This window comes from Prochlorococcus marinus XMU1404 (assembly GCF_017696175.1).
Lineage (GTDB): Bacteria > Cyanobacteriota > Cyanobacteriia > PCC-6307 > Cyanobiaceae > Prochlorococcus_A > Prochlorococcus_A marinus_X.
Genome location: NZ_JAAORE010000003.1, coordinates 163,008 through 185,347, shown reverse-complemented (window position 1 = coordinate 185,347; position 22,340 = coordinate 163,008). Strand labels below are relative to the sequence as shown.

27 protein-coding genes are annotated in these 22,340 nt (G+C 32.7%); 16 read left to right on the top strand and 11 right to left on the bottom strand.

The window, feature by feature from the left end; all coding sequences use genetic code 11:
- The first annotated feature begins 40 nt into the window (after positions 1-40).
- From rpsP to HA144_RS07250, 3 genes are all read left to right on the top strand, one after another.
- Positions 41-427: a 30S ribosomal protein S16 gene (rpsP, locus tag HA144_RS07260; protein ID WP_209043418.1), complete on the top strand. Its 387-nt coding sequence runs from the start codon at positions 41-43 to the stop codon at positions 425-427.
- Between the two features lie 36 nt (positions 428-463).
- A complete protein-coding gene (locus HA144_RS07255; RefSeq protein ID WP_209043417.1) occupies positions 464-1,420 on the top strand; it encodes a PhoH family protein in 957 nt (318 codons plus the stop codon).
- A gap of 74 nt (positions 1,421-1,494) precedes the next feature.
- Complete coding sequence (locus HA144_RS07250; RefSeq protein ID WP_209043416.1) at positions 1,495-2,223, top strand: Bax inhibitor-1/YccA family protein; 729 nt, start codon at positions 1,495-1,497, stop codon at positions 2,221-2,223.
- Positions 2,224-2,275: 52 nt separating this feature from the next.
- Here the strand turns inward: HA144_RS07250 and HA144_RS07245 are convergent, their stop codons facing one another.
- Positions 2,276-2,803, bottom strand: a complete 528-nt coding sequence (locus tag HA144_RS07245; RefSeq protein WP_209043415.1) for a hypothetical protein — start codon at positions 2,801-2,803, stop codon at positions 2,276-2,278.
- Positions 2,804-2,841: 38 nt separating this feature from the next.
- Here HA144_RS07245 and era point away from each other — a divergent pair, with 38 nt between their 5' ends.
- The 4 genes from era to larB are packed head-to-tail and all read left to right on the top strand — an operon-like array spanning position 2,842 to position 6,070.
- Positions 2,842-3,753 carry a GTPase Era gene (era, locus tag HA144_RS07240; protein ID WP_209043414.1) on the top strand — a complete coding sequence of 304 codons (912 nt, stop codon included), beginning with the start codon at positions 2,842-2,844 and terminating at the stop codon, positions 3,751-3,753.
- Positions 3,754-4,974 carry a tRNA (guanosine(37)-N1)-methyltransferase TrmD gene (gene trmD / locus HA144_RS07235; RefSeq protein WP_209043413.1) on the top strand — a complete coding sequence of 407 codons (1,221 nt, stop codon included), beginning with the start codon at positions 3,754-3,756 and terminating at the stop codon, positions 4,972-4,974.
- Positions 4,971-5,417 (top strand): TIGR03792 family protein, encoded by a 447-nt coding sequence (locus HA144_RS07230; RefSeq protein ID WP_209043412.1) that lies wholly within the window; start codon positions 4,971-4,973, stop codon positions 5,415-5,417. The genes trmD and HA144_RS07230 overlap by 4 nt, the downstream gene beginning before the upstream one ends.
- Positions 5,414-6,070, top strand: coding sequence for a nickel pincer cofactor biosynthesis protein LarB (gene larB, locus HA144_RS07225; RefSeq protein ID WP_209043411.1), 657 nt, complete (start codon positions 5,414-5,416; stop codon positions 6,068-6,070). The genes HA144_RS07230 and larB overlap by 4 nt, the downstream gene beginning before the upstream one ends.
- A 5-nt stretch (positions 6,071-6,075) precedes the next feature.
- Here larB and HA144_RS09620 read toward each other — a convergent pair whose 3' ends face one another.
- The 5 genes from HA144_RS09620 to HA144_RS07205 all read right to left on the bottom strand — a co-directional run bounded on the left by HA144_RS09620 (position 6,076) and on the right by HA144_RS07205 (position 8,740).
- Positions 6,076-6,207, bottom strand: coding sequence for a hypothetical protein (locus tag HA144_RS09620; RefSeq protein ID WP_257470532.1), 132 nt, complete (start codon positions 6,205-6,207; stop codon positions 6,076-6,078).
- Positions 6,208-6,274: 67 nt separating this feature from the next.
- Positions 6,275-6,442 carry a hypothetical protein gene (locus HA144_RS07220; protein WP_209043410.1) on the bottom strand — a complete coding sequence of 56 codons (168 nt, stop codon included), beginning with the start codon at positions 6,440-6,442 and terminating at the stop codon, positions 6,275-6,277.
- 112 nt (positions 6,443-6,554) lie between these two features.
- Positions 6,555-6,764, bottom strand: coding sequence for a sulfur carrier protein ThiS (gene thiS / locus HA144_RS07215; RefSeq protein WP_209043409.1), 210 nt, complete (start codon positions 6,762-6,764; stop codon positions 6,555-6,557).
- Positions 6,754-7,809, bottom strand: coding sequence for a thiamine phosphate synthase (locus tag HA144_RS07210; protein ID WP_209043408.1), 1,056 nt, complete (start codon positions 7,807-7,809; stop codon positions 6,754-6,756). Before HA144_RS07210 ends, thiS begins: the two co-directional genes overlap by 11 nt.
- A gap of 7 nt (positions 7,810-7,816) precedes the next feature.
- Complete coding sequence (locus tag HA144_RS07205) at positions 7,817-8,740, bottom strand: bifunctional riboflavin kinase/FAD synthetase (RefSeq protein ID WP_209043407.1); 924 nt, start codon at positions 8,738-8,740, stop codon at positions 7,817-7,819.
- A gap of 68 nt (positions 8,741-8,808) precedes the next feature.
- On the opposite strand from HA144_RS07205, the gene HA144_RS07200 reads away from it, so the two are divergent.
- Entirely contained in the window at positions 8,809-9,342 is a 534-nt protein-coding gene (locus tag HA144_RS07200) for a DUF3611 family protein (RefSeq protein ID WP_209043406.1), read from the top strand.
- Here HA144_RS07200 and surE read toward each other — a convergent pair.
- A complete protein-coding gene (gene surE / locus HA144_RS07195; RefSeq protein WP_209043405.1) occupies positions 9,322-10,131 on the bottom strand; it encodes a 5'/3'-nucleotidase SurE in 810 nt (269 codons plus the stop codon). The genes HA144_RS07200 and surE overlap by 21 nt on opposite strands.
- A gap of 68 nt (positions 10,132-10,199) precedes the next feature.
- Between surE and pheS the strand changes: the two genes are divergently transcribed.
- Both pheS and HA144_RS07185 read left to right on the top strand, forming a co-directional pair.
- The gene (gene pheS / locus HA144_RS07190; RefSeq protein WP_209043404.1) at positions 10,200-11,207 is read left to right on the top strand and encodes a phenylalanine--tRNA ligase subunit alpha; all 1,008 of its coding nucleotides are present in this window, start codon (positions 10,200-10,202) and stop codon (positions 11,205-11,207) included.
- Between the two features lie 70 nt (positions 11,208-11,277).
- Positions 11,278-12,186, top strand: a complete 909-nt coding sequence (locus tag HA144_RS07185) for an NAD(+) kinase (protein WP_209043403.1) — start codon at positions 11,278-11,280, stop codon at positions 12,184-12,186.
- Between the two features lie 7 nt (positions 12,187-12,193).
- On the opposite strand, the gene cbiT is transcribed toward HA144_RS07185, so the two are convergent.
- Entirely contained in the window at positions 12,194-13,471 is a 1,278-nt protein-coding gene (gene cbiT / locus HA144_RS07180) for a precorrin-6Y C5,15-methyltransferase (decarboxylating) subunit CbiT (protein ID WP_209043402.1), read from the bottom strand.
- Positions 13,472-13,553: 82 nt separating this feature from the next.
- Here cbiT and HA144_RS07175 point away from each other — a divergent pair, with 82 nt between their 5' ends.
- From HA144_RS07175 to lexA, 6 genes are all read left to right on the top strand, one after another.
- Positions 13,554-13,805, top strand: coding sequence for a hypothetical protein (locus HA144_RS07175; protein ID WP_011863384.1), 252 nt, complete (start codon positions 13,554-13,556; stop codon positions 13,803-13,805).
- Positions 13,780-14,280, top strand: coding sequence for a DUF3122 domain-containing protein (locus HA144_RS07170; protein ID WP_209043401.1), 501 nt, complete (start codon positions 13,780-13,782; stop codon positions 14,278-14,280). The genes HA144_RS07175 and HA144_RS07170 overlap by 26 nt, the downstream gene beginning before the upstream one ends.
- A gap of 16 nt (positions 14,281-14,296) precedes the next feature.
- The gene (ribD, locus tag HA144_RS07165) at positions 14,297-15,391 is read left to right on the top strand and encodes a bifunctional diaminohydroxyphosphoribosylaminopyrimidine deaminase/5-amino-6-(5-phosphoribosylamino)uracil reductase RibD (RefSeq protein WP_209043400.1); all 1,095 of its coding nucleotides are present in this window, start codon (positions 14,297-14,299) and stop codon (positions 15,389-15,391) included.
- A 114-nt stretch (positions 15,392-15,505) separates the two neighbouring features.
- Positions 15,506-17,368, top strand: coding sequence for an ATP-dependent zinc metalloprotease FtsH (gene ftsH / locus HA144_RS07160; protein ID WP_209043399.1), 1,863 nt, complete (start codon positions 15,506-15,508; stop codon positions 17,366-17,368).
- A 28-nt stretch (positions 17,369-17,396) separates the two neighbouring features.
- Positions 17,397-18,323 (top strand): ornithine carbamoyltransferase, encoded by a 927-nt coding sequence (argF, locus tag HA144_RS07155; RefSeq protein WP_209043792.1) that lies wholly within the window; start codon positions 17,397-17,399, stop codon positions 18,321-18,323.
- A 54-nt stretch (positions 18,324-18,377) separates the two neighbouring features.
- Complete coding sequence (gene lexA / locus HA144_RS07150) at positions 18,378-18,995, top strand: transcriptional repressor LexA (protein ID WP_209043398.1); 618 nt, start codon at positions 18,378-18,380, stop codon at positions 18,993-18,995.
- A gap of 139 nt (positions 18,996-19,134) precedes the next feature.
- Here lexA and HA144_RS07145 read toward each other — a convergent pair whose 3' ends face one another.
- Genes HA144_RS07145 through HA144_RS07135 form a run of 3 tightly spaced genes read right to left on the bottom strand, consistent with a single transcriptional unit; the run spans position 19,135 to position 22,333 of the window.
- Positions 19,135-20,241 (bottom strand): glycosyltransferase family 4 protein, encoded by a 1,107-nt coding sequence (locus HA144_RS07145; protein WP_209043397.1) that lies wholly within the window; start codon positions 20,239-20,241, stop codon positions 19,135-19,137.
- Complete coding sequence (locus tag HA144_RS07140) at positions 20,241-21,350, bottom strand: glycosyltransferase family 4 protein (RefSeq protein ID WP_209043396.1); 1,110 nt, start codon at positions 21,348-21,350, stop codon at positions 20,241-20,243. The genes HA144_RS07145 and HA144_RS07140 overlap by 1 nt, the downstream gene beginning before the upstream one ends.
- Complete coding sequence (locus HA144_RS07135; RefSeq protein ID WP_209043395.1) at positions 21,347-22,333, bottom strand: GDP-mannose 4,6-dehydratase; 987 nt, start codon at positions 22,331-22,333, stop codon at positions 21,347-21,349. Before HA144_RS07135 ends, HA144_RS07140 begins: the two co-directional genes overlap by 4 nt.
- Positions 22,334-22,340: the final 7 nt, after the last annotated feature.

The window sequence follows — 22,340 nt, the reverse complement described above, 5'->3', positions numbered from 1 at the left end:
CCTTTAAATGATATTATTATTAAAAATGTATTAATTAAAGATGATTAAATTGCGCCTTAAGCGCTTTGGAAAGAAAAAAGAGGCAAGTTTCAGAATTGTTGCATGCAATAGTACTTCCAGAAGAGATGGTAGACCTCTACAAGAACTAGGTTTTTATAATCCAAGAACTAAGGAAACCAGGCTTGACACAGAAGCTTTAAGAAAAAGACTTACTCAAGGTGCTCAGCCAACTGATGTTGTGAGAACTTTATTAGAAAAGGGAGGGTTATTAGAAAAAATAGAAAGACCCTCTATCGCAATTGGTAAAGCAAAGTTAGAGAAGGAAAAATTAGCTAAGGCTAAAACTAAAGACGAAGAAAATGATAGTAGTAAAGCTGAAAGCGAGAGTAATGAAGCTGTAAGCGAGAGTAATGAAGCTGAAAGCTAGTGATTTGATAAATTTTTATTCTTATTCAATAACTAGATGAAGGAAGTTTCCAAAACTGGTCACTTCAAAATTGATTTGCCAAGCTCTGATGCCGCTACAGCATTATCTGGACCTGGTAATTCGTTCTTAAAAAAATTTGAGTCTCTTACAGGAGTTTCTTTAACAATAAGAGGCTTACAACTTGAGATGAACGGCGTTATATCTAAAATTGAGAGAGCCTCAGCATTAGTAGAACTAACAAGACCAATTTGGGAACAAGGGTTAGAAGTCCCAGAGGTAGATCTTAAAGCGGCTTTAAGTTCTTTAAATATGGGTGAATCGTCTTCACATGCTGAACTTGGAAAAAAAATTCTCGCACGTTCCAAAGAAGGAAAATTTTTGAGACCAAGAACCATAAGGCAAAAAGAATATGTTGAATCAATTGAAAACTTTGATCTTACGTTCGCAATTGGCCCAGCTGGAACTGGTAAGACATTTTTAGCCACTGTTTGCGCGGCAAGGCTATTGAACGAGAAAAAAATTGAAAAAATTGTTTTAACCAGACCAGCTGTAGAAGCTGGTGAAAGTTTGGGATTTCTACCTGGTGATTTGCAACAAAAAGTAGATCCATATTTAAGACCCCTATTTGATTCTTTACATAGTATTTTCGGGTTTGATAGAACAAATTCATTAATTGACAAGGGAATTATTGAAGTTGCTCCTTTGGCATTTATGAGAGGAAGAACCTTAGATAATTCTTTAATTATCTTGGATGAAGCACAAAATACTACTTGCTCTCAAATGAGAATGTTTTTGACCAGATTAGGAGAGAGATCAAAAATGGTTGTAAACGGAGATATCACACAAATTGATTTAAAAAAAGATCAGGAAAGCGGCCTCATTGAAGCATCGAGAATTTTCTCTGAAACTGAAGGTATAAAATTTTGTTTTCTAACTGTTGATGATGTAGTTCGTCATCCTTTGGTTCAGAAAATTATTGAGGCTTATAAATAACTTTATAACTCTGGAGATCCGTACCCTGAAATTTTAAAAATCAAGTAGAATGGATTCATATTTAATAAAAAAAAATGCCAGCAAGTAGTAATTTCAATCAAGCTATTCGTGAAGCACAAACTAGTGCAATTGTTGGGCCTAATGTTGTTCAAAAAGCTTTACCTTACGTAGGCGGTGGAATGGGTTTAACAGCCTTCGGTGCGCTTGGAGGGTTGGCTCTTTCTCAAAGCCCAATATACGGACCTTTATTTTTAGTAGCAATTATTGCACAATTAGTTTTGTTTTTTGTAGCTTCTAGCGCAGCTAATAATGCAAATAACACCAAGGCCTTACCTCTCTTGGCTACATATAGTTTGCTTACTGGATTTACTTTAAGTGGAATTATTGCTTATGCAGCACTAACTATCGGTGTGGGATCCATTGCCACCGCAGCATTAGCTACAGGAATTACATTTATTATCGCTTCTTATACTGGTCAAAGGATGAGCGATAATGTTGGCCAGGCACTAAGCGGAGTTGTTGGCCTCGGGTTGATTGGACTTGTTATCGCAATGGTAATTCAGTTAGTTGGGAGTATCTTTTCTCCAGCATTTGGAACAGGTGGTTTCGAATTACTAATAGCGGGATTTGGAACAGTTTTATTTGTTGCGATGTCTTTTGTTGATTTTTATACTATGCCAAGAAGATATAGCGATGATCAATACCTAGCAGGAGCTCTTGGGATGTACTTAACTTATATAAATCTATTTGTATTTATTCTTAGGTTGATGATTGCACTAAATGGCGGCGGAAGAAGAGATTAGATTCCCTGATTTAAATTCTTTAAAAAAGGCGTAGACACCAATCTACGCTTTTTTATTGGGCAATATCAAGAATTTGTTTTTTTATAAATTCTTTTTGCTCGTAGTCATACTTTTTTGAATTATCAAAACTATTTCCCATATTATCTAGCTCTTTAAGGACATGATTAATATTCTTTGTAACTGACTTTGTTTCTAAGAGTCTCAAAATATTTTTACATCTATCTGAAATATTCTCTGAATTCATCTCATATTCATTATTATTTTCTCTTCGATGAATAATAATTTGAGCGGAACTCATTATTAAATTTTTCACTACTATGTCTGTTACAGCATCACCACCTTCGTTCAGTTTGTAAATTAGTGAAAAAGGAAGTTTATCTAATAAAAAACAATCTTTATCTGATAAAGCATATGCAAAAAATCCTCTTAGTCCATTTCTTGTTTTAGTTAGCTCTGCGATTCTATCTGCTAAAACCTCTTCGCTGAGTAGATCTTCACTCCACTCTTTGCACCATTGTGCGGATATGTTTATCGCTTGCGTGAACGAAGCTTCTTTTAAATCTATGGTTTTTTTTTCCATTTTTGATCAGAATTTTATTATTGATGCATTAAAAGTCTTTGACCAATTATAGATCTGGGTTTGTAACTTTACTAGGAAGGCCAAATGTGGGTAAATCTACTTTAATAAATAAATTGATTGGAGAAAAAATAACAATTACTTCTCCAATAGCGCAAACTACAAGAAATAAATTAAAGGGAATACTTACTACAAACGATGGGCAAATAATTTTTGTCGATACGCCTGGCGTGCATAAACCTCATCATCGACTTGGTGAGATATTAGTAAAAAACGCAAAATCTGCAATTAATGGAGTTGATATGGTCATTTTTGTAATTGATTCAAGTGAAGAACCTGGAAGAGGTGATGAATATATTTTGAACTTTCTGCTCGCAAATAAAACTGAGTTTATTGTTGCATTAAATAAGTGGGATTTGGTAAATAAAGAATTTAGGAATTTACGATTAGATCAATATAGAAGATTTTTTGGAATTAATAGAAACTTTCAAGTTGTAAGTGCTTCTCAAGGTGAAGGATGTTCTGAACTAGTCGATATGGCTCTAAATTTTCTTCCTGAGGGACCAAAACTTTATGGCGAAGAGACGATTTGCGACCAACCATTAGATAACTTATTATCTGATTTAGTAAGAGAACAGGTATTAAAAAATACAAGAGAAGAAGTACCTCATAGTGTCGCAGTAAAGATAGAAAAGAGAGAGGAAATTAAAAGGAAAAATGGAAAAGTTTTTACAGCTATTTTGGCTACTATTATTGTTGAAAGGTCCACTCAAAAAGGCATTCTTATTGGAAAGAAAGGTTCAATGTTAAAAATGATTGGTCAGTCAGCAAGATCAAATATGTCAAAATTAATTGATGGTCCAGTTCACCTAGAGTTGTTTGTGAAAGTTGTTCCAAATTGGAGAAAAAAAGAATCAAGGTTAATTGAGTTTGGTTTCGAGGAAGAATTCTAGATGAGTGGTTTTAATTTTGATGTAATTACATTGTTCCCTAAAGCTTTTGAATTAATAAATAATTTAGGGGTCATAACAAGAGCTCTAGATAAGAATTTGATCGATGTAAATTTACATGATTTAAGAGAATATGGAGAAGGTTCTTACAGACAAGTAGACGATAAGCCTTATGGAGGAGGAGCAGGAATGGTATTAAAACCTGAACCTATTTATAAGGCTTATGAATCAATTAGAAAATCACCTAAAAGTAAAACTTTGCTGATGACCCCTCAGGGTAAAGTTTTAAAGCAAAAGGATCTTGCGAGATGGACCACTTTGGATCAAATAATAATTATTTGTGGTCAATATGAAGGTTTTGATGAAAGGATTAGATGTTTAGCTGATGAAGAGATATCGATAGGCGATTATGTCCTTTCTGGAGGTGAAATTCCTGCTATATCAATAATTAATGGTTTGACTAGGTTATTACCAGGAACTCTTGGTGATCCAGACTCCTTAGTCGATGAGAGTCATAATTCCTCTTTATTAGAATATCCTCAATACACAAGGCCTTTAACTTTTAAAGATATGAAAGTGCCAGATATTTTAGTGAGCGGTAATCATGAAGAGATTAAATCGTGGAGAAGAAAAAAAAGTTTTGAAAGAACATTGGAGAGAAGAAGTGACTTAATTTCAAATGAAAACTACAAAAAATCCCCACAAAGTAAGAGAATAATAAAAGAAAATAATCAATTCATGAAATTTAGAATAGGTAATGGATACGATATTCACAGATTAGTAAAGGATAGAGATTTAATTATTGGAGGTGTAAAATTGCATCACCCTGAAAGTTTAGGATTGGATGGGCATAGTGATGCTGATGTTTTAAGTCACTCAATAATGGACGCATTATTGGGAGCTCTTTCGTTGGGCGACATAGGAAAGTATTTCCCCCCATCTGATGAAAAATGGAAAAATGCTGATAGCTTGTTTTTGTTATCAAAAGTAATTGACTTGGTAAGACAAGATGGTTGGGAAATAAATAATATTGATAGTGTTCTTGTTGCTGAAAGGCCAAAAATCATGCCACATATAAAACTAATGAAAAAAAATATTTCTGAAATTTTAAATATTGATGAAAATTTAATTGGGATTAAAGCAACTACGAATGAAAAATTGGGTCCAGAAGGGAGAGAAGAAGGTATAAGTTGCCATTCAGTAGTTCTTCTTGAGAAAAAATGAGATTAAATTTAAATTTGAAAAAAAAAATTCAAAGATTTTGTTTATTATTAATTTGCTTAGTAGTTTTAATTTTTCAATCTGATATTCCCAATTTAAAAGCTCTTACAATGGATAATTTTCAAAGTGAAATGGTCATAGAGGAATTAAGACTTAAAGTACCTGCTGATGTAAAAGCAGCATGGTTGAATGCTGAAAAAGAAATATGGGAGCCATGGTTATCTTCTCAGGATGGTTTTTTGGGTAGACAATTATTTTGGGATAAAGAAAAAGAAGAAGCTTTAATATTGGTAAATTGGAAAAGTAAAAAATTATGGAAAACCATACCAATGTCAGAAGTAAATGTAGTCCAACAAAAATTTGAAGATAATGTTAAAGCTGCTCTAAATGTAGGAGAAAATCCTTTTAAATTAATTTATGAGGGAGAGTTAGATAAGCAAAGATGAATTTTGATATCATGTTTGATTTTCAAAGAAGAGAGAGGCTTGGACTTATTGAGGCTATTTGGGGGCAAGACAAGAGTATCGACCAATTAAAGAGATTATCTGAAAGTGTATTAAGTAAAAATGAGGTTGTCTTCATTACCAGGATTAATAGTGAGAAGGCTAATTATCTTTTGGATTTGCATGATGATGCACGTTTCTATGAAGAAGCAAATTGCCTAATAATTGGGAAAAATTTGAATAAAATCAATACAAATAAAAAAGTTGCTATAATTTCAGGAGGCTCAAGTGATTTGGCAGTAACACTTGAAGCACAATTAGCGCTTGAAATTTATGGAGTGAAGTGTCAATCTTTTATAGATGTTGGAGTAGCTGGACTTCATCGATTAATGGGTCAGTTAGAAGAAATTAATAAATATAATGTATTAATAGTTTGTGCTGGGATGGAAGGAGCCTTGGCAACAGTTGTGGGTGGATTATTGCCACAACCCATTATTGCAGTGCCTGTCTCAGTTGGCTACGGAGTTAGTAAGGACGGGGGTACTGCATTAAATAGTATGTTGTCAAGTTGTTCTCCAGGTATTGCAGTTATGAATATAGATAATGGTTACGGAGCGGCAATGGCTGCTCTGAGAATTATTAAAAGTATTTCCTAGTTGATTTACTTTTTTTCTATTTCTAATAGGTTTTCTATCCATAAATTAAGTTGTTTTGAAAGCATTCCTTCTTCTCTCATTCTGATCGCTTTTATCACGACTTCTGTATTTACCCATTCTGGAAATCTTTTCGGCATTTATTTATATATTCAGTACCTTTAATTTGGTACAAATTTTTATAAAGACAAGATCTAAGTAACAAATTTAATCTTTTATGTTTGATTTTGTACCTAATCTAGAAAGCTCAGAAGATGTATGTTCACTTTCTACATTTTTTAATCTTTCAATTAACTCAGAGAGATCTTTGTGTGCTAACTCCCCATTTTGCTCCCATTTCAGGGATCTTGAGTTACTATCAATTTTTCCTTTCATTTTTTCATTGAAGTAATAAGAATATAAAACGAAAACAAGAAAAATTTGGTTATTGTTTCAAGGCTAAACTTAAAAAATTATGAAGATTTTTAATATACGAAAATTTTATCTTTTAACCACCGCCAACTATTGAAACGATTTCTAAATTATCCCCATCTTTAAGTTTCACTTTTTCCCATTTTATTGAATTAATAATTAAATTATTTAGCTCTACAACAATTGTGTTGGGTTTATATCCCATTAAATTTAAAGCTTTGGATAGTAGAGCATTTTCTTGATCAAGTTCTATTTTTTTTTCTTCTCCATTTACTTTAATTTTCATGAGACAATTCTTTTAGAATCATAATAGCGTCTTCCCTAGGATCTTCAGAATTCATTAATTGCGAAACTAAGGCAACTTTTTTAAACCCATTGCTTTTTAAATATGAAATATTATCTGACTTAATTCCTCCGATGGCAAACCATGGAATATTTAAATCTTTTGTTAATGTTTTGATTTTTTCAATACCTATAGGTTTTTTGTTCTTTTTTGTTGCAGTTTCAAATACTGGTCCTATTCCTATGTAATCGCAACCTTCCTTAAGAGCATTAGAAATATCAATTTTATTATTTGCACTTATACCAATAATTTTTGAATATCCTAGTAATTTTCTTGCGGTTTTTAGGTCTAAATCATTTTGTCCAAGATGAATTCCATCCGCATTAGATGCTAGAGCTATATCAATTCTGTCATTAACGATGAACAAAGAATTATATTTTTTACATAAATTTTTAACCTGAATTGCTTCTTGAAGATGATCTTTATCAGTTCCTTTTTTAAATCTATGTTGAATGATTCTTGCTCCCGCAATTAAAATCTCTTCTGTTATTTCTAATAAATTGTCCTTTTGATCAGTGATTACATATAAGTCATTTTCTTTTAATATTTCCTCTGAATTCTTAGACTTGCTTAAGCTTAATAAGTCGATTTCTATGGTATAAATTTCATATCTAATTTCCGAAGCGATTTTTGAAAGTTCATGATTATGTAGTCTTGAGAATTCTTCTATGACTCTTAATGCCTCTTGAACTCTAGCTGAATTAGAACTTATAATTTGCTCAGAGCTTTTTCTGTTGATTTGCTCTTGATGAGTCAAGCCTTTGCATTTGTCCTCAATATGATTCCTAGATTGTTTATAAACTTCTAAATGGTTTTTACCTAATATTTGTCTAAAATTTTTAATCCTTTCAACAAATTTTTCTTTGCCTAGTCCAAATCTAGCCCAATCCTCTAGTACTCTTAATCCTTCTCTAGCTCTATCTAGATTTGCATCAATAATTTGATAAATTCTTAAATCTTCAGCGTTTGGAGTATTAGAATTCAACATTTGTAACTTATTTTTTATTGGTTTTAAAAATTCTTAGAGCATTCTCTCTATCTTTTTTAATTTGATTAGAAAGTTGATCTATATTTTTGAATTGGATTTGAGATCTAAGCTTTTCAACTGGTTCTACAGATAGATTTAAACCATATAGATTAACATCTTTATTTATTAAATGAACTTCAACTGCAGATGGCAATAATGGATCTATTGTTGGTTGAGAGCCAAGATTCATAACAGATGCAATTTTTTGGTTGGTATTTTCTATAGTTGTCCAAGCTGCATAGACCCCTTCTCCAGGTAAAAACTTTCTGCCATCTATTTCAAGATTTGCGGTTGGCCATCCTATATTTTTCCCAATCCCTTTACCTTTGACAACCTTCCCCTTAAAGCTATAAGACCTATTAAGAATCTTGAAAGCATTTTTCAGATCACTTCTCTCTAACAAATCTCTTATTCTGCTGCTGCTGATTCTACCTTCTTTGTCTTCTAAAATTGGAATAATTTTTAGTTTTATATCCGTATCTTTAATTGCATTTTTTATAGTATTTATGTCCCCACTTCTTTTAAACCCAAATTTAAAATTAGCACCTACAGAAATATTTTTTGCTTGTAATTGATTTATCAAAATATCTCCTATAAATCTTTCTGCACTTAATTTAGATAGTTCCTTATCAAAAGGAATCATAACTAATTGTTCAATCCCGAGTTCTTCAAGAATTGGTAGTTTTTCGTAAGGCAGATCAAGTCTAAGGCGCGTCTCATTGTACAGAACTTCTCTAGGATGAGGCCAAAAGCTTGCAATTGTTGGGGTGTATTGATTTTCTTCAACTACGCTTTCTATTAATTTCCTATGTCCAGCGTGTAAGCCATCAAAACTTCCAATAGCTATTGAAGTAGGATTCTTTACTTCAGATGGCGATATTAAAGAGATCAAAAGATTACGTGCAATTTTATGATTTTGATGGCAAATTTGAATAGATTATAGTTTATTCAATCAAATGAATGTCTGACAAAATTGATTTTCAGTCGCTTTCATTTGGAATGCGGCGCATTGGATGGATACGCTTTTGGATTCAATCCATTTTAGGTGTTGTTGTTACAGCTGTTTTGCTTTTTTCAAATGTTGTAAACAATAGCGAAGGACAGCTTGGTTTGGCACCTGGACTATCTCTTACAACAATATCTTTAATATTACTACTTTTTAGTCTTTGGCAAGGTTGGTTAATTGTTAGAGCTGGTAGAGCAATCGCGAGCAACGCAAGACCCTCAAGAGGACAAACAAGTAAATTAATAAAAAGAGGTCTAATTGTTGATTTGTTAGGGATTTTGTTTGGATTAATTGGATATCAAGCACTTATGGGTGCCCTATTTATTCAGGCATCCTCTCAAACAACTGGACAATTGATAACAGCGACTTCTGATATACCAATTACTGGACTTGAGATTTTATCAGTGCTCAGTAATACTCAAATTATTGCTGCTCATTTCTTTGGACTTTGCTTTTCTTTATGGCTTTTAAGAAGGATCTACAAATGAATTTTTGATTTTAGGTAATAAGTCTAAACCTCCTCTCCAAAACAAATCAGGTTCAACCGGTGTAAGTGATATTTTATTCTCTTGTATTTGAGATACGTCACTAGGCCAGTTCTTTGGACCATAACCCTTTGATTTAAGGTCTAAAACTACTTCGCCTGCCAACCAATAATAATCATCGCCCCTTGGGTCCTCCCTTTTAGAAAATTGATTTTTATATTTTCTGATTGATAATCTTGTCCAAGATAATTCTTTTATTTTCTTTTTTTCGCAAGGAGGTATATTCAGGTTTAATAAAAGTGAAGCTGGCCAACTATCCTTAATTGCTTGTTCGGCAATATTCATTGCAATTTCTCCAGCAAATTCAAAATTCTTCCATTTAAAACTTGCAACACTTATTGCCATAGAGGGAACATTCTCTAAAGTGCCTTCCATTGCTGCTGCAACAGTCCCTGAACAAAAAATATCTGTCCCTAAATTTGGCCCGTGATTTATTCCAGATAAAATAAGATCGGGTTTATTATCCAATAGTTCAGAAAGTGCTAATTTGACACAATCAGCAGGAGTGCCTGAGCATCCCCAAGCTTTTATCCCTTTCCCAAATAATGCGTCTGCTCTTTCCACTCTTAGCGGAGATTGCAGAGTAAGACCATGACCAGTAGCTGATCTTTCTTGGTCTGGGCATACTACTGTAACCTTATGTCCTCTCTTATGTGCTGATTTTGCTAAGGCTCTTATTCCTTCTGCAAAAACACCATCATCATTGCTTATTAATATATTTAACGGCTTCATTTATAAATACATTTTATTTATGGACGATATTTAAGTAAAATAAGGCAATACTTATTTTTACTATATCAGTGAGTCAAATTGAATCATTAAGTCAAATTGAGGAAAAACTAAATAATCTTTCTCTTGCAGCAATAAATAATGTAGATAATGCTAATACTCATGAAGAACTGGATCAATTGAGAGTTTCTCTTTTAGGAAAAAAAGGGGAATTATCAATTATTCTTAAAAAAATGGGTCAATTGTCTGCCACTGACAGACCCATTGTTGGCCAGAAGGCAAACTTAATAAAGATAAATCTTCAAGATTTAATAAGTAAAAGAAAAAATAAATTAAATATTGAAGCTTTGGATCAGCAGATTAAAGGCGAAAAAATTGATGTAACAATTCCAGCAACTGGAACCCCCCCTGGAAGTAAACATCCCTTAATTTCAACACAAGATGAAATCATAGATATTTTTTGTGGTTTAGGTTATTCAGTTGAAAGTGGGCCTGAAATAGAAACTGATTTTTATAATTTTGAGTCTTTAAATATACCCAAAAATCATCCGGCGCGAGATATGCAGGATACTTTTTACTTAGATGAAAATAGACTCTTAAGGACACATACTTCTCCAGTTCAGATAAGATACTTAGAAAATAATCCACCTCCAGTACGAATTATCGCCCCTGGAAGAGTGTATAGGAGAGATGCTGTAGATGCTACTCACTCTCCTATATTTAATCAGGTTGAGGTTTTATGTATTGATCAAGGTATTAATTTTAGTCATTTAAGAGGTACAGTTCTTACTTTCTTAAAGACCTTTTTTGGAGATATTCCTGTAAGATTTAGAGCTAGTTATTTCCCATTTACTGAGCCTTCAGCAGAAGTAGACGTACAATGGAAAGGTAAATGGTTAGAGGTAATGGGCTGCGGTATGGTAGATCCGAAGGTTCTAGAAAAATTAGGATTAGATTCTGAGAAGTGGACTGGATTTGCAGCTGGATTAGGAGTCGAGAGATTTTGTATGGTAAGGCATCAGATCGATGATATACGGAAGTTCTACACAAATGATTTTAGGTTTTTGGAGCAGTTCTAATAAAATAGAAATTTTAAATTAGGATTGGCCAACAAATAGTTTAAAATAGTTTATAGTTTTAATTTTTTTATTGGTACGTAAAGCAGGACTAATCGTTAATGACGGTAAAGAACTAGCTGTTCAAACTGCAAATTCTGTGCAAAGAAAATTGGAAGAATCCAATTATGAAGTTGTAAGAGTAAGTAGTTCTGGTGGTATGGTTGGTTTTGCCAATCCTGATCAACACGTTCGACCGCTGGGATATACAAATTGTGTTCCAGAAGGTTTTGATTCTTCAATAGAGTTTGCTATTGTCCTTGGTGGAGATGGAACTGTTTTATCTGCTGCGAGACAAACAGCTCCTGCAAAGATTCCCATTCTTACCATTAATACGGGACATCTAGGTTTTCTTGCTGAAGCTTATTTATCTAATTTAGATGAAGCTATTGATAAAATCATTACTGGTAATTGGGATATTGAAGAAAGAACTTGCTTTATCATAAGTGTGATGAGGAATGATCAGAGGAGATGGGAGTCTCTCTGCCTTAATGAGATGGCTCTTCATAGAGAACCTCTTACAAGCATGTGTCATTTTGAGATTTCTATTGGGCGACATGCTCCTGTGGATATTTCAGCTGATGGAGTTATTTTATCTACTCCAACTGGATCCACAGCATATTCTCTGAGTGCTGGAGGACCAGTTATTACACCAGATTGCCCAGTTGTGCAATTAACTCCAATTGCTCCACATTCATTAGCATCAAGAGCATTAGTTTTTAATGATTCAGAGCCAGTAACTGTTTTCCCCGCGACTCCTGAAAGGTTGGTAATGGTTGTTGATGGAAATGCTGGTTGTTATGTTTGGCCTGAAGATAGGGTTTTAATAAGAAAAAGTAAGCATTCAGTAAAGTTTATAAGACTCGAAGATCATGAATTTTTCCAGGTTTTAAGAAATAAATTAGGTTGGGGATTACCTCATGTGGCTAAGCCTAATAAATAACAATCATTTAAATTGATTTTTTACCTTTTAATAAAAAAACAGGATTATTTGGTTCTATTCTCATTCCCTCTGCGATACTTAAGCTTTTGTAAGTTTGAATTAAATTTAAATTTGTCTTGAAATTTTTAACTTCTAATTGCTCTTTCAATTCTTTTATTGCTTCAATGTCTATTATTGGGATGACTATAATATCTCCAATATTCATATATTGAGATAGGTTTTTAATAACTAAAAGTTTGGTTTGTTTATTGCAACCTCCAATTACTAATCTATTAGGTTTTTCAATAGAACTTAAAATTCTCTTTTCTAGAGTATTGTTTATATCTTCCTCTAAAATCAATTTTGGTTTAACGCCTAGCCTTTTTGAGTTTTCTAGTATTAATGCTTTTGAGCCAATCCTTTTGTCGATACAAAACAAATCTAAATTAGGCCTTAATTTTAATGCTTCTAAACCAATTGACCCACAACCTGCTCCTATATCCCAGATGACGCCATTGTTAGGAAGCTCTAGATCAGCCAAGATTTGGACCCGAACCTCCCTTTTAGTTAATAAATTAGGTCTATCATCAAAAGTTTCAAAAATAAAGTCACTAATTCCAAAAAGAGGGAGATTATTAGAATAATTCTTCTTTGTTTTTGTAAGAACAACAATATTCAAACTTGATATATCAGTAGGCAATGACTCGTTAAGATTTAATTTTTTTATTTTTTCATTATCAAAGCCTATTTCTTCACAGAGCCAAAAATCATATAAGTCAATCAGATTCAATTCTGATAAGTTTTTTTTGATTATTTCTAAACTTTTGTTATTTGAATCTGTAATGATAGCCAAATTTGAAGGCCTTGCTTTAAGAGCCTCAATAAACTTTTTCGTGTCTCTGCCGTGAATACTTACATTAACAGTATCTTGCCATGGGATTTTCATCTTACTAAATGCTAATTGAATGCAAGTATTTGAAGGGTAGAAACTTAATTCATCTTTTGAAAAGTTTTCTAGTAATATTCTCCCAATTCCAAACCAAAGTGGATCTCCTCTCGAAATTAAAATAACATCAGTTTTTTGAGATCTAAGCCAGTTAAGAAGTTCGTTATTACTTTTGCTCGAAAAAAATGATTTATTTTTTAATAGACCATTTTCGCTCCATGATTTGATTTCTTCAAAATATGAATTTGGAACTGCAATATTTTCTGTTTCTAAGAATAAATTTTGTAATTTTAAAGATAGATCCTCAAATTTATAAGAATTAATCCCAATTACATGAATTTTTCTATTAACTTCAGTCATCAATATTTATGAAATGGAACTTAATTGTTTGAATGTTTTATTAAATTATCTTATTATTATTCGAGTTATCATAGTTAATTAATTGTCTGAAAGGAGAAAGAGATTACATGATTTATTATTAACTCTAATTAATAAAGATAGTGAATTTGAGTTTATTGAAGAAGATTCTAGCGATTTAACATCTAGCTATTCTGAAAAAGACACTTTAAACTTATCTCGAGTTATAGAAAAAAATCGTAAAATAATCAAAAGATATCAAGCTATTGTAAGAACAGCTGTAACTCTAGATGCTCTGATGGATTCTGAAAATGAAGAAAATTACAAAATCAAATAAAAATATTTTTTTGAAAGGTATATTACCTTTACTTTTACTATTATCCTTTATTTTTAACCCATTAAAAGTATCTGCAGAAGTTGCAGAAACAGAAATGAATGGGGAATTAATGAATGCTAGTAGTGAGTTTTTAAGGGATTTAGACTTTGAAACTTGGCAATTAGTAGCTTATAAATCCCCTCTTTTTGAAGATAAATTGATCTTGAGAGTAATAGGATATCCTGGAAATCTCAGGATTGATCATCCCACTGACTTGAGGGTTGAATCAGGGAGAAAACAGTGGCTTTTAGGTGATAAAACATTACTCAATGTAGAATTAGCAAATGATGGAAGACAAGCTGCGGCAGAATTCGATCTAGATAAATTGATTAAAAATTTAGATAAAAATAGACCATTAAGATTATCTTTGTCAGGAGTCTTTTCAGAGTTACCTGTCCCCCCCTTCGTGGTTAAAGAATGGAGATCACTAAGTTGAATATTTTATATAAAAGATGTCTGAAATAAATTTAAGCCATACAAAATGGATGAAAAGAGCACTCTTTTTGGCTTCGTTAGGCAATAATACAACTAGTCCTAACCCTAGGGTAGGATCAGTGATTCTTGATAAAAATGGAAACCTTATTTCAGAAGGATTTCATTACAAGGCAGGGATGCCTCATGCTGAGGCAATGGCTTTTAGTAATTTAAAAAAGGATGCAAAAGGGGGATCAATGTATGTGAATCTCGAACCTTGCTGTCATCAAGGTAAAACACCTCCATGTGTAGATAAGGTAATATCTTCAGGGATAAGGAAGGTCTATATATCGATTCAAGATCCTGATAAAAGAGTCTCTGGGAAAAGTATTAAACTTTTAAAAGAAGCAGGAATTCAAGTTCACTTAGGATTATGTGAGAAAGAATCCTTAGAATTAAACAAAGCTTTTATTCATAGAAATATTACTCAAAAGTCATTTGGTGTTCTTAAATGGGCTATGAGTATTGATGGCAGAATAGGTTTAAAAAATGGTAAGAGTAAATGGATTACTAATGAAGAATCAAGGTCATTAGTTCACTCTTTTAGAGCAGAATTTGATGCAATTATCATTGGTGGAAACACATTAAGGAAAGATAATCCACTTTTGACTACAAGAGGTTTAAAGTATCCTGAGCCTTTGAGAGTTGTTTTCACAAAAAGTTTAGATCTTCCTTTAAAATCTAATCTTTGGGATTGTAGTAAGGCAAAAACTATAGTTATTTATGATTCTTCTACAGCAAATGAAAGTTACCTCACAAGGATTCCCAAATGTGTAGAGGTCGAAAAGGTATCATCAGACAATCCAGAGTTGATTTCAAAAATACTTGCTAAAAGAGGATGTAATAAAGTTCTATGGGAATGTGGCCCTAGATTAGCGACTGCTGCTATGCAATCTAATTGTGTTCAGGAAATTATTACTTTTATCGCTCCAAAAATTTTAGGTGGAGAAACTAGTATGAATCCTTTTGGTGATTTTGAATTTGCAGAAATGAATGAAATTATCAAATTAAGTGATCTTAGGGTTAGTTTGATTGGCAATGATATTTGCATTAAAAGTTCATTTGAGAATTAATCTTTATTACCAATTTATTTAGGTCAAAGTACCGTACGGTTCTTACCCCAAAAAAAAATACGGATACGGAAACTCTTCGTTTAGTTTATAATAAGTTCAAATTTGACCACCATCATGCCAATAAGACAAGACGATAATCAACCTAATAGAAGATTTGGAATTGTAAATATAATTTTGATAGGAGTTGGAGCATTACTTTTATTTAGCAGTCTTTTCCCTAATCAAAATATGCAAATCCCTAGGGTTCCTTACTCTTTGTTTATAGATCAAGTTAATGATGGGGAAGTTAAGAGAGCATATATAACTCAAGAACAAATTAGATATGAATTGAATGGAGCTGAGGAAGGTTCACCCTCTGTATTGGCGACAACCCCAATTTTTGATATGGACCTTCCACAAAGGTTAGAAAGTAAAGGGGTGGAATTTGCTGCTGCTCCTCCTAAAAAACCTAATTTCTTCTCAACAATTTTGAGCTGGGTTGTTCCTCCATTAATTTTTATACTAGTTTTACAATTCTTTGCTAGAAGAAGTATGGGTGGTGGAGGTGCTCAAGGAGCTCTAAGTTTTACTAAAAGTAAAGCTAAGGTTTATGTACCTGATGATGAATCAAAAGTAACATTTGCTGATGTTGCAGGAGTTGATGAAGCTAAGGACGAATTAACAGAAATAGTTGATTTTCTAAAAAAACCAGAAAGATATACCGATATTGGAGCAAGAATACCTAAAGGTGTTCTCTTGGTCGGACCTCCAGGAACAGGTAAAACACTTCTTTCAAAAGCTGTTGCTGGTGAAGCAGAAGTTCCTTTTTTCATTATTTCAGGTTCTGAATTTGTTGAACTTTTTGTGGGTGCTGGCGCGGCAAGAGTTAGGGACTTATTTGAACAAGCTAAGAAAAAAGCTCCTTGCATAATTTTTATTGATGAGTTAGATGCTATTGGCAAAAGCCGTTCGGGATCAATGGGAGTTGTTGGGGGTAATGATGAGAGGGAACAAACATTAAATCAACTACTTACTGAAATGGATGGATTTGCATCTACAGATAAGCCAGTTATTGTACTTGCTGCTACTAACCAGCCAGAAGTACTTGATGCAGCACTTTTGAGACCTGGTAGATTTGATAGGCAAGTTTTAGTAGATAGGCCTGATTTATCCGGTAGGAAAACAATCCTTGAAATTTATACAAAAAAGGTTAAATTAGCAGACTCTATAGATTTAGACTCAATTGCACAAGCTACAAGTGGATTCGCAGGGGCAGATTTGGCTAATATGGTTAATGAAGCAGCTTTACTTGCAGCAAGAGCTAAAAGAAAAAGTGTAGAGCAAAGAGATTTGAGTGAAGCTATTGAGAGAGTGGTAGCAGGTCTAGAGAAAAAAAGTAGAGTTCTCCAAGATGACGAGAAGAAAGTTGTGGCATACCATGAAGTCGGCCATGCCATTGTGGGCCACCTCATGCCAGGAGGATCAAAAGTTGCAAAAATTTCAATTGTACCTAGAGGCATGAGTGCTCTAGGTTATACACTTCAACTTCCTACAGAAGAAAGATTTCTCAACTCCAAGGATGAGTTGAAAGGACAAATAGCCACACTGCTTGGTGGAAGATCAGCTGAAGAAGTGGTTTTTGGGAAAGTCACAACTGGAGCTTCAAATGATCTCCAAAGAGCTACTGATATTGCTGAGCAAATGGTTGGTACTTTTGGAATGAGTGATATACTTGGACCCCTAGCTTATGACAAACAAGGTGGTGGTCAATTCTTGGGTAACGGCAATAATCCAAGAAGATCAGTCAGTGATGCTACAGCACAAGCTATAGATAAAGAAGTAAGAGAATTAGTTGATGATGCTCATGAGACAGCATTGAATATTTTGAGGAATAATTTACCTTTATTAGAATCTATTTCACAAAAGATACTTAAAGAAGAGGTTATAGAAGGAGAGGATCTCAAAACGCTACTTGCTGAAAGTAAAATGCCTGCATAGTAGAATTTAGGTCATCTTTATAAAAATGATGCTAAAACCAAATAAGATTGTAAGTTCAAATTTTTTATCATCCTTGGATATTTCAAATGAAGAAGTTATAAATTTACTAAATCTTGCTCAAAATTTTAAAAATAAAGATATAAATATTCAACTTAAAAACAAAGTTTTGGGACTCATTTTTGATAAATCTTCTACCCGTACGAGAGTTAGCTTTCAAGTGGCAATGTCACGACTTGGCGGGACCACTATTGATTTAAATCCAACTACTTCACAGATAGGCAGGGGCGAGCCTATAAGAGATACAGCTCGAGTTCTAAGCAGATATTGTGATGCACTTGCAATAAGAACTTTTAAACAATCAGATTTGGAAGAATATGCGCGGTGGTCTTCCAAGCCTGTTATAAATGCACTCACTGATTTAGAGCATCCATGCCAAGCTTTGGCTGATTTTATGACAATTAAAGAGGAATTTAATGATTTTAGTAAAGTTGTTTTAACATTTATAGGCGATGGCAATAATGTTGCAAATTCACTTATTTTATGTGGAGCATTACTTGATGTGGAAGTGAGAATTTCTTGTCCAAAGGGATATGAACCAAATAGTGCAATTATAAAAAAAGCGTTAGAGATAAGTAATAAAAAAGATTTTTTGAAAATCATAAATGATCCTCACGTGGCTGTAGTTGGGTCAAATGTTTTGTACACAGACGTTTGGTCCTCAATGGGTGAAGAAAATAAAAAAGAAAAAAAAGATATAGATTTTGATGGATTTAATATTAATAATGATTTATTGAAGAAAGCAAAAAAAGATGCAATTGTTTTACATTGTCTTCCAGCATATCGAGACAAAGAAATAACTAATGAAGTGTTCGAAAGTAAAAATAGTCGAATTTTCGAACAAGCAGAAAATAGACTTCATGTTCAACAAGCCCTTTTAGCATCACTTCTTTCCTAGAACTTGCAAAAAGGCGATTTAAAAGGTACAAATGTATTAGAGTACATATGTTCCTTGGTTAACTATTCAGGCGATAATCTCACTGAAGCCCAAAACGAGCTTTATCAGTGGATAAGAGATTATGTGAGAGATTTTCAACATAGCCCTTCAATAAGGCAAATGATGAACGCAATGGGTTTAAAGTCACCAGCGCCTATTCAAAGTAGGCTTAAACATCTTCAAGATAAGGGCTTTATTTCTTGGCAGGAAGGTAAAGCGAGAACTCTTAAATTGGTTGATGAAATTATTGATGGAATTCCTATTAAAGGATCGGTAGCCGCAGGCGGATTAATTGAAACTTTTTCAGATGTCTATGAAAATCTTGACATTACAGATGTATTTAAGAAAAAGGATGTTTTTGCACTCACAGTTAATGGTGATTCAATGATTGATGCATGTATAGCTGATGGAGATATGGTTTTGATGGAACCTATAAGAGATTCTAATTCTCTAATAAATGGAACAATTGTGAGCGCAATGGTTCCAGGCTCCGGTACAACATTGAAGTACTTTTTCAAAAGAGGAGCAAAAATATTTTTAGAGGCAGCCAATCCAAATTATGAACCTATTGAATTAAATTTGGATGAAGTTATATTTCAAGGTAAGCTTTTAGCAGTTTGGCGCAAAATTTAGCTAAAAATTACTAATCATTTATTTCAACTTTAGTATATTTTTTTAAATAAATTTTTTGAAAAAAACTTTTAACCTCCCCCTTCCTTGCTCTCTTAGTAGTATCTTTTATATAAAAAATAATAATTTCTAGTAACTAAAATTATTGATCGAGAAGTTTTTCGAAAATATTTATATGCCTAACAATCCATTTTTTTATATCAAAAAACTCAACTGCTCTAATTCTTGAGGCTTGTGACATAATATTTTTTTTATCAATTATTTCCTTCATCCCATTTGCAATAGTAGAATCATTAGGAACCATGGTTTGATCCCAATTTTCTTCAACATTAATTCCTATACCTGATTCTTCCCCTACTAATTCTGGTATCCCTCCACTAGAAGAGTATAAAATCGGAAGACCACTAGCCATAGCTTCAAGTACTGCTGTAGGGCAATTATCTTGAAAAGTCATTGTTATATATGCATCTGCTTCTTGATATATTTTTGGAGCATCTCTTTGAGAATATTCCTCATAAAATTTAATATGATTTTCTAAATTTAGCTGCTTAATTTTTAAATTAATGTATTTTCTATCCTCAATAAAACCTGCAATTATTAGTTGGATATTATAATTTTCGGAAATAAAATTTTTTAATGCATAAAGAACAGATATTATACGATAGTTGCTAATTTTTCTAATATTCCCTGTGATTAAAAATGTAAAGAATTTATTTTTCGATCTATTTTTTGGGGTAAAGATTGATGTATCAACCGCATTATAGAGTATTTCACCATTACCTATCCTGTTGCCAAGAAATTTCTCAGAGGCTTTTTTACAGAAATTTGATTGCCAAAGAACATAATCAGCAGAGTGATAAATTTTTGACATTTTATGGTTTTCTTCCTTCCAATTTCCTTTAAACCATTCTGGATAAAAAACTCCATTTTGATTAAGAATAACTGGGACCTTTTTTTTTCTTATAAGATTAATTGAAGCAGATGATAAGTATATTGAATTTGACAGTAGATAAATTATATTAAAGTTCCAATTATGTTCTGGGAAGAACTGATTTAACTTTTTAACTTTTACTAATGGGCCTCCAATATTACCTATTAGTGATCCTCCGTAATATAATTTAGGATTTTTTGAATTATAGTTTGATGCAATAAATAAATAATTATAAATTAATTTTATAGACTCTCTAATAGTCCATATTTTTTTAATTGGCTTTTTAATTATTGAAAAGAATCTCAAAAGTTTTGTCATCAAATTAATTCTTTATAAACTTTTTCCCAATGTTGTTTAGCTATCTCTTCCCAATCAAATCTTATGATATGTTTTCTTATTAATTTTTGAGATTCTTTTTTATTTTTATAAAAACTATTTAGGATTAGTTCTACTTTATTAGCTAAATTTTTTGAATCAATGGTTCGCGATATCTCTCCTGGAATATCATCTTGAATAACATCTTCGGCCATGCCAACTCGCGTTGAAACTACAGGAACTCCACATGCCATACTTTCGATTAACCCCAAAGGTCCACCCTCTTCCCTTGAGGTGATTAGATATAGGTCTAATGCTTGATATAAAGGAATAAGTTCATCTGAATTAGTTACGTAAGAATGAAAGAAAGGAATATTAGCTTGTTTAAGCTTTTCTTTTACATAACCTCTTGATGGTCCAGTAAGCAGAGCGTAAACAGGCAAGCCTTTTTTTGATAACCTTTTTAAGGTTTGCACAAAAATGTCAGGACCTTTTATTAACTTTGGTTTTAAACCTTCTCCCCAGCCTATACCATCTTTTTGAAAGGATCCAATCAATATAGATTCACGTGGAATATTTAATAAATCTCTGATCTTGGATTGTCTTTCCTTACTGGGAAGTATGAATTTTTTTGTATTTACACCTAGAGGAATTTTTATTATTTTTTCTGATGGGACTCCCCAATTTAATAATCTTTTCTCCACAATTGTTGAGGCAGTTATTACTTTTTGAAGTCTGGGAACACTTTTCAAAAATCGTTCAATATGATATTTAACCTCATCACCGTCCGAAGGTTTTCCATGAAAGAATGTAGAAATAAAATAGTTATCTTTTGACATGTGTGAACCCCAATTTAACCACATATATTGAGAGCCAAAATGAACAATTTTTTTTGTAATTTTTGAAGGGTTTGTTGTTATCTCAAATTTTTGAGGATTTATAATATCCAATTCTCTTTTCATATTCTCTCCAACATTTTTAATCGCCCAATTTGCTTCCTCTGCAACATATTTAATTGGTGGAGATATGTCTTTATAAATATTTATCTTGCTAAGTATTTTCCAAGGGAAACAAGTTAAACTGTTCTTTAGATATCGAAAATTATCTTTCACGGCTTTTTAAAATTAGAATTCTTAATTTTGTGAAATTCTTTAAGTGTCATAATATTTGCGATTTCAGGCATTAGTGTTTTCGCTTCCCAAAATAGCTTTTTATTTGCTTTTATAGGGCATCCAAAACCAGATTTGATTTCAGATGGCCTATACAAAATATCATCTCTAATAACATGATCTTCCCAATTTAAATTTAATGCTGAAAATGCACAACTAATAAATTCATTCAAGCTGCTTAATTTACCCGTTGCTATAACAAAGTCTTCAGGGTTTTCTTGTTGAAGCATTTTCCACATAGCCTCTACGTATTCAGGAGCCCATCCCCAATCTCTTTTTATTTGTATATCTCCAAGCTTTAGTGAAGAAATTTCTCCTAAAGCAATTCTTGCTGCTGATTGGCAAATCTTTTTTGTGACAAACCTTGAAGGTCTTAATATTGATTCATGATTAAACATAATTCCTGAACAAGCAAATAAGCCGTAACTATTTCTGTAGTTAGAAACATGCCAGAACGCCGCTGCTTTGGCCACCCCATAGGGACTCTTAGGTCTAAAAGGAGTTTTTTCATCAGCTGGTAATTCTCCCGTATTACCATATGATTCTGATGATCCTGCATTATAAAAACGAATACTTTTACCAAGAAATCTTATAGCTTCTAAAATATTTATAGTTGCTGTAGTAATACTCTCCAAAGTTTCAACTGGCTGATCAAATGAAAGCCCCACTGAAGATTGTCCTGCTAAATTATAAATTTCGGAAGGATTCACCTTCTCTATAACTTGTAATGTACTATGAAAATCAGTAAGAGTAGCTGAATGCAAATTCACTTTTGCTTTGATTCCAATTTCTGTTAAAGATGAAAAAATGTTGATTTCAGCATCTCTGGAAGTTCCATGAACTTCATAATCTTTTTTTAAAAGTAAATCAGCTAAGAATGCACCATCTTGCCCAGATATTCCAAATATTAAAGCAACTTTCTTCATTTGGTAC

Excerpts from the sequence above, each read along its gene's own strand:
- rpsP (WP_209043418.1), top strand. The coding sequence starts at position 41 with ATGATTAAATTGCGCCTTAAGCGCTTTGGAAAGAAAAAAGAGGCAAGT.
- HA144_RS07255 (WP_209043417.1), top strand. The coding sequence starts at position 464 with ATGAAGGAAGTTTCCAAAACTGGTCACTTCAAAATTGATTTGCCAAGC.
- HA144_RS07250 (WP_209043416.1), top strand. The coding sequence starts at position 1,495 with ATGCCAGCAAGTAGTAATTTCAATCAAGCTATTCGTGAAGCACAAACT.
- HA144_RS07245 (WP_209043415.1), bottom strand. The coding sequence starts at position 2,803 with ATGGAAAAAAAAACCATAGATTTAAAAGAAGCTTCGTTCACGCAAGCG.
- trmD (WP_209043413.1), top strand. The coding sequence starts at position 3,754 with ATGAGTGGTTTTAATTTTGATGTAATTACATTGTTCCCTAAAGCTTTT.
- HA144_RS07230 (WP_209043412.1), top strand. The coding sequence starts at position 4,971 with ATGAGATTAAATTTAAATTTGAAAAAAAAAATTCAAAGATTTTGTTTA.
- larB (WP_209043411.1), top strand. The coding sequence starts at position 5,414 with ATGAATTTTGATATCATGTTTGATTTTCAAAGAAGAGAGAGGCTTGGA.
- HA144_RS09620 (WP_257470532.1), bottom strand. The coding sequence starts at position 6,207 with ATGCCGAAAAGATTTCCAGAATGGGTAAATACAGAAGTCGTGATAAAA.
- HA144_RS07220 (WP_209043410.1), bottom strand. The coding sequence starts at position 6,442 with ATGAAAGGAAAAATTGATAGTAACTCAAGATCCCTGAAATGGGAGCAA.
- thiS (WP_209043409.1), bottom strand. The coding sequence starts at position 6,764 with ATGAAAATTAAAGTAAATGGAGAAGAAAAAAAAATAGAACTTGATCAA.
- HA144_RS07210 (WP_209043408.1), bottom strand. The coding sequence starts at position 7,809 with ATGTTGAATTCTAATACTCCAAACGCTGAAGATTTAAGAATTTATCAA.
- HA144_RS07200 (WP_209043406.1), top strand. The coding sequence starts at position 8,809 with ATGTCTGACAAAATTGATTTTCAGTCGCTTTCATTTGGAATGCGGCGC.
- surE (WP_209043405.1), bottom strand. The coding sequence starts at position 10,131 with ATGAAGCCGTTAAATATATTAATAAGCAATGATGATGGTGTTTTTGCA.
- cbiT (WP_209043402.1), bottom strand. The coding sequence starts at position 13,471 with ATGACTGAAGTTAATAGAAAAATTCATGTAATTGGGATTAATTCTTAT.
- HA144_RS07170 (WP_209043401.1), top strand. The coding sequence starts at position 13,780 with ATGAAGAAAATTACAAAATCAAATAAAAATATTTTTTTGAAAGGTATA.
- ribD (WP_209043400.1), top strand. The coding sequence starts at position 14,297 with ATGTCTGAAATAAATTTAAGCCATACAAAATGGATGAAAAGAGCACTC.
- ftsH (WP_209043399.1), top strand. The coding sequence starts at position 15,506 with ATGCCAATAAGACAAGACGATAATCAACCTAATAGAAGATTTGGAATT.
- argF (WP_209043792.1), top strand. The coding sequence starts at position 17,397 with ATGCTAAAACCAAATAAGATTGTAAGTTCAAATTTTTTATCATCCTTG.
- HA144_RS07145 (WP_209043397.1), bottom strand. The coding sequence starts at position 20,241 with ATGACAAAACTTTTGAGATTCTTTTCAATAATTAAAAAGCCAATTAAA.
- HA144_RS07135 (WP_209043395.1), bottom strand. The coding sequence starts at position 22,333 with ATGAAGAAAGTTGCTTTAATATTTGGAATATCTGGGCAAGATGGTGCA.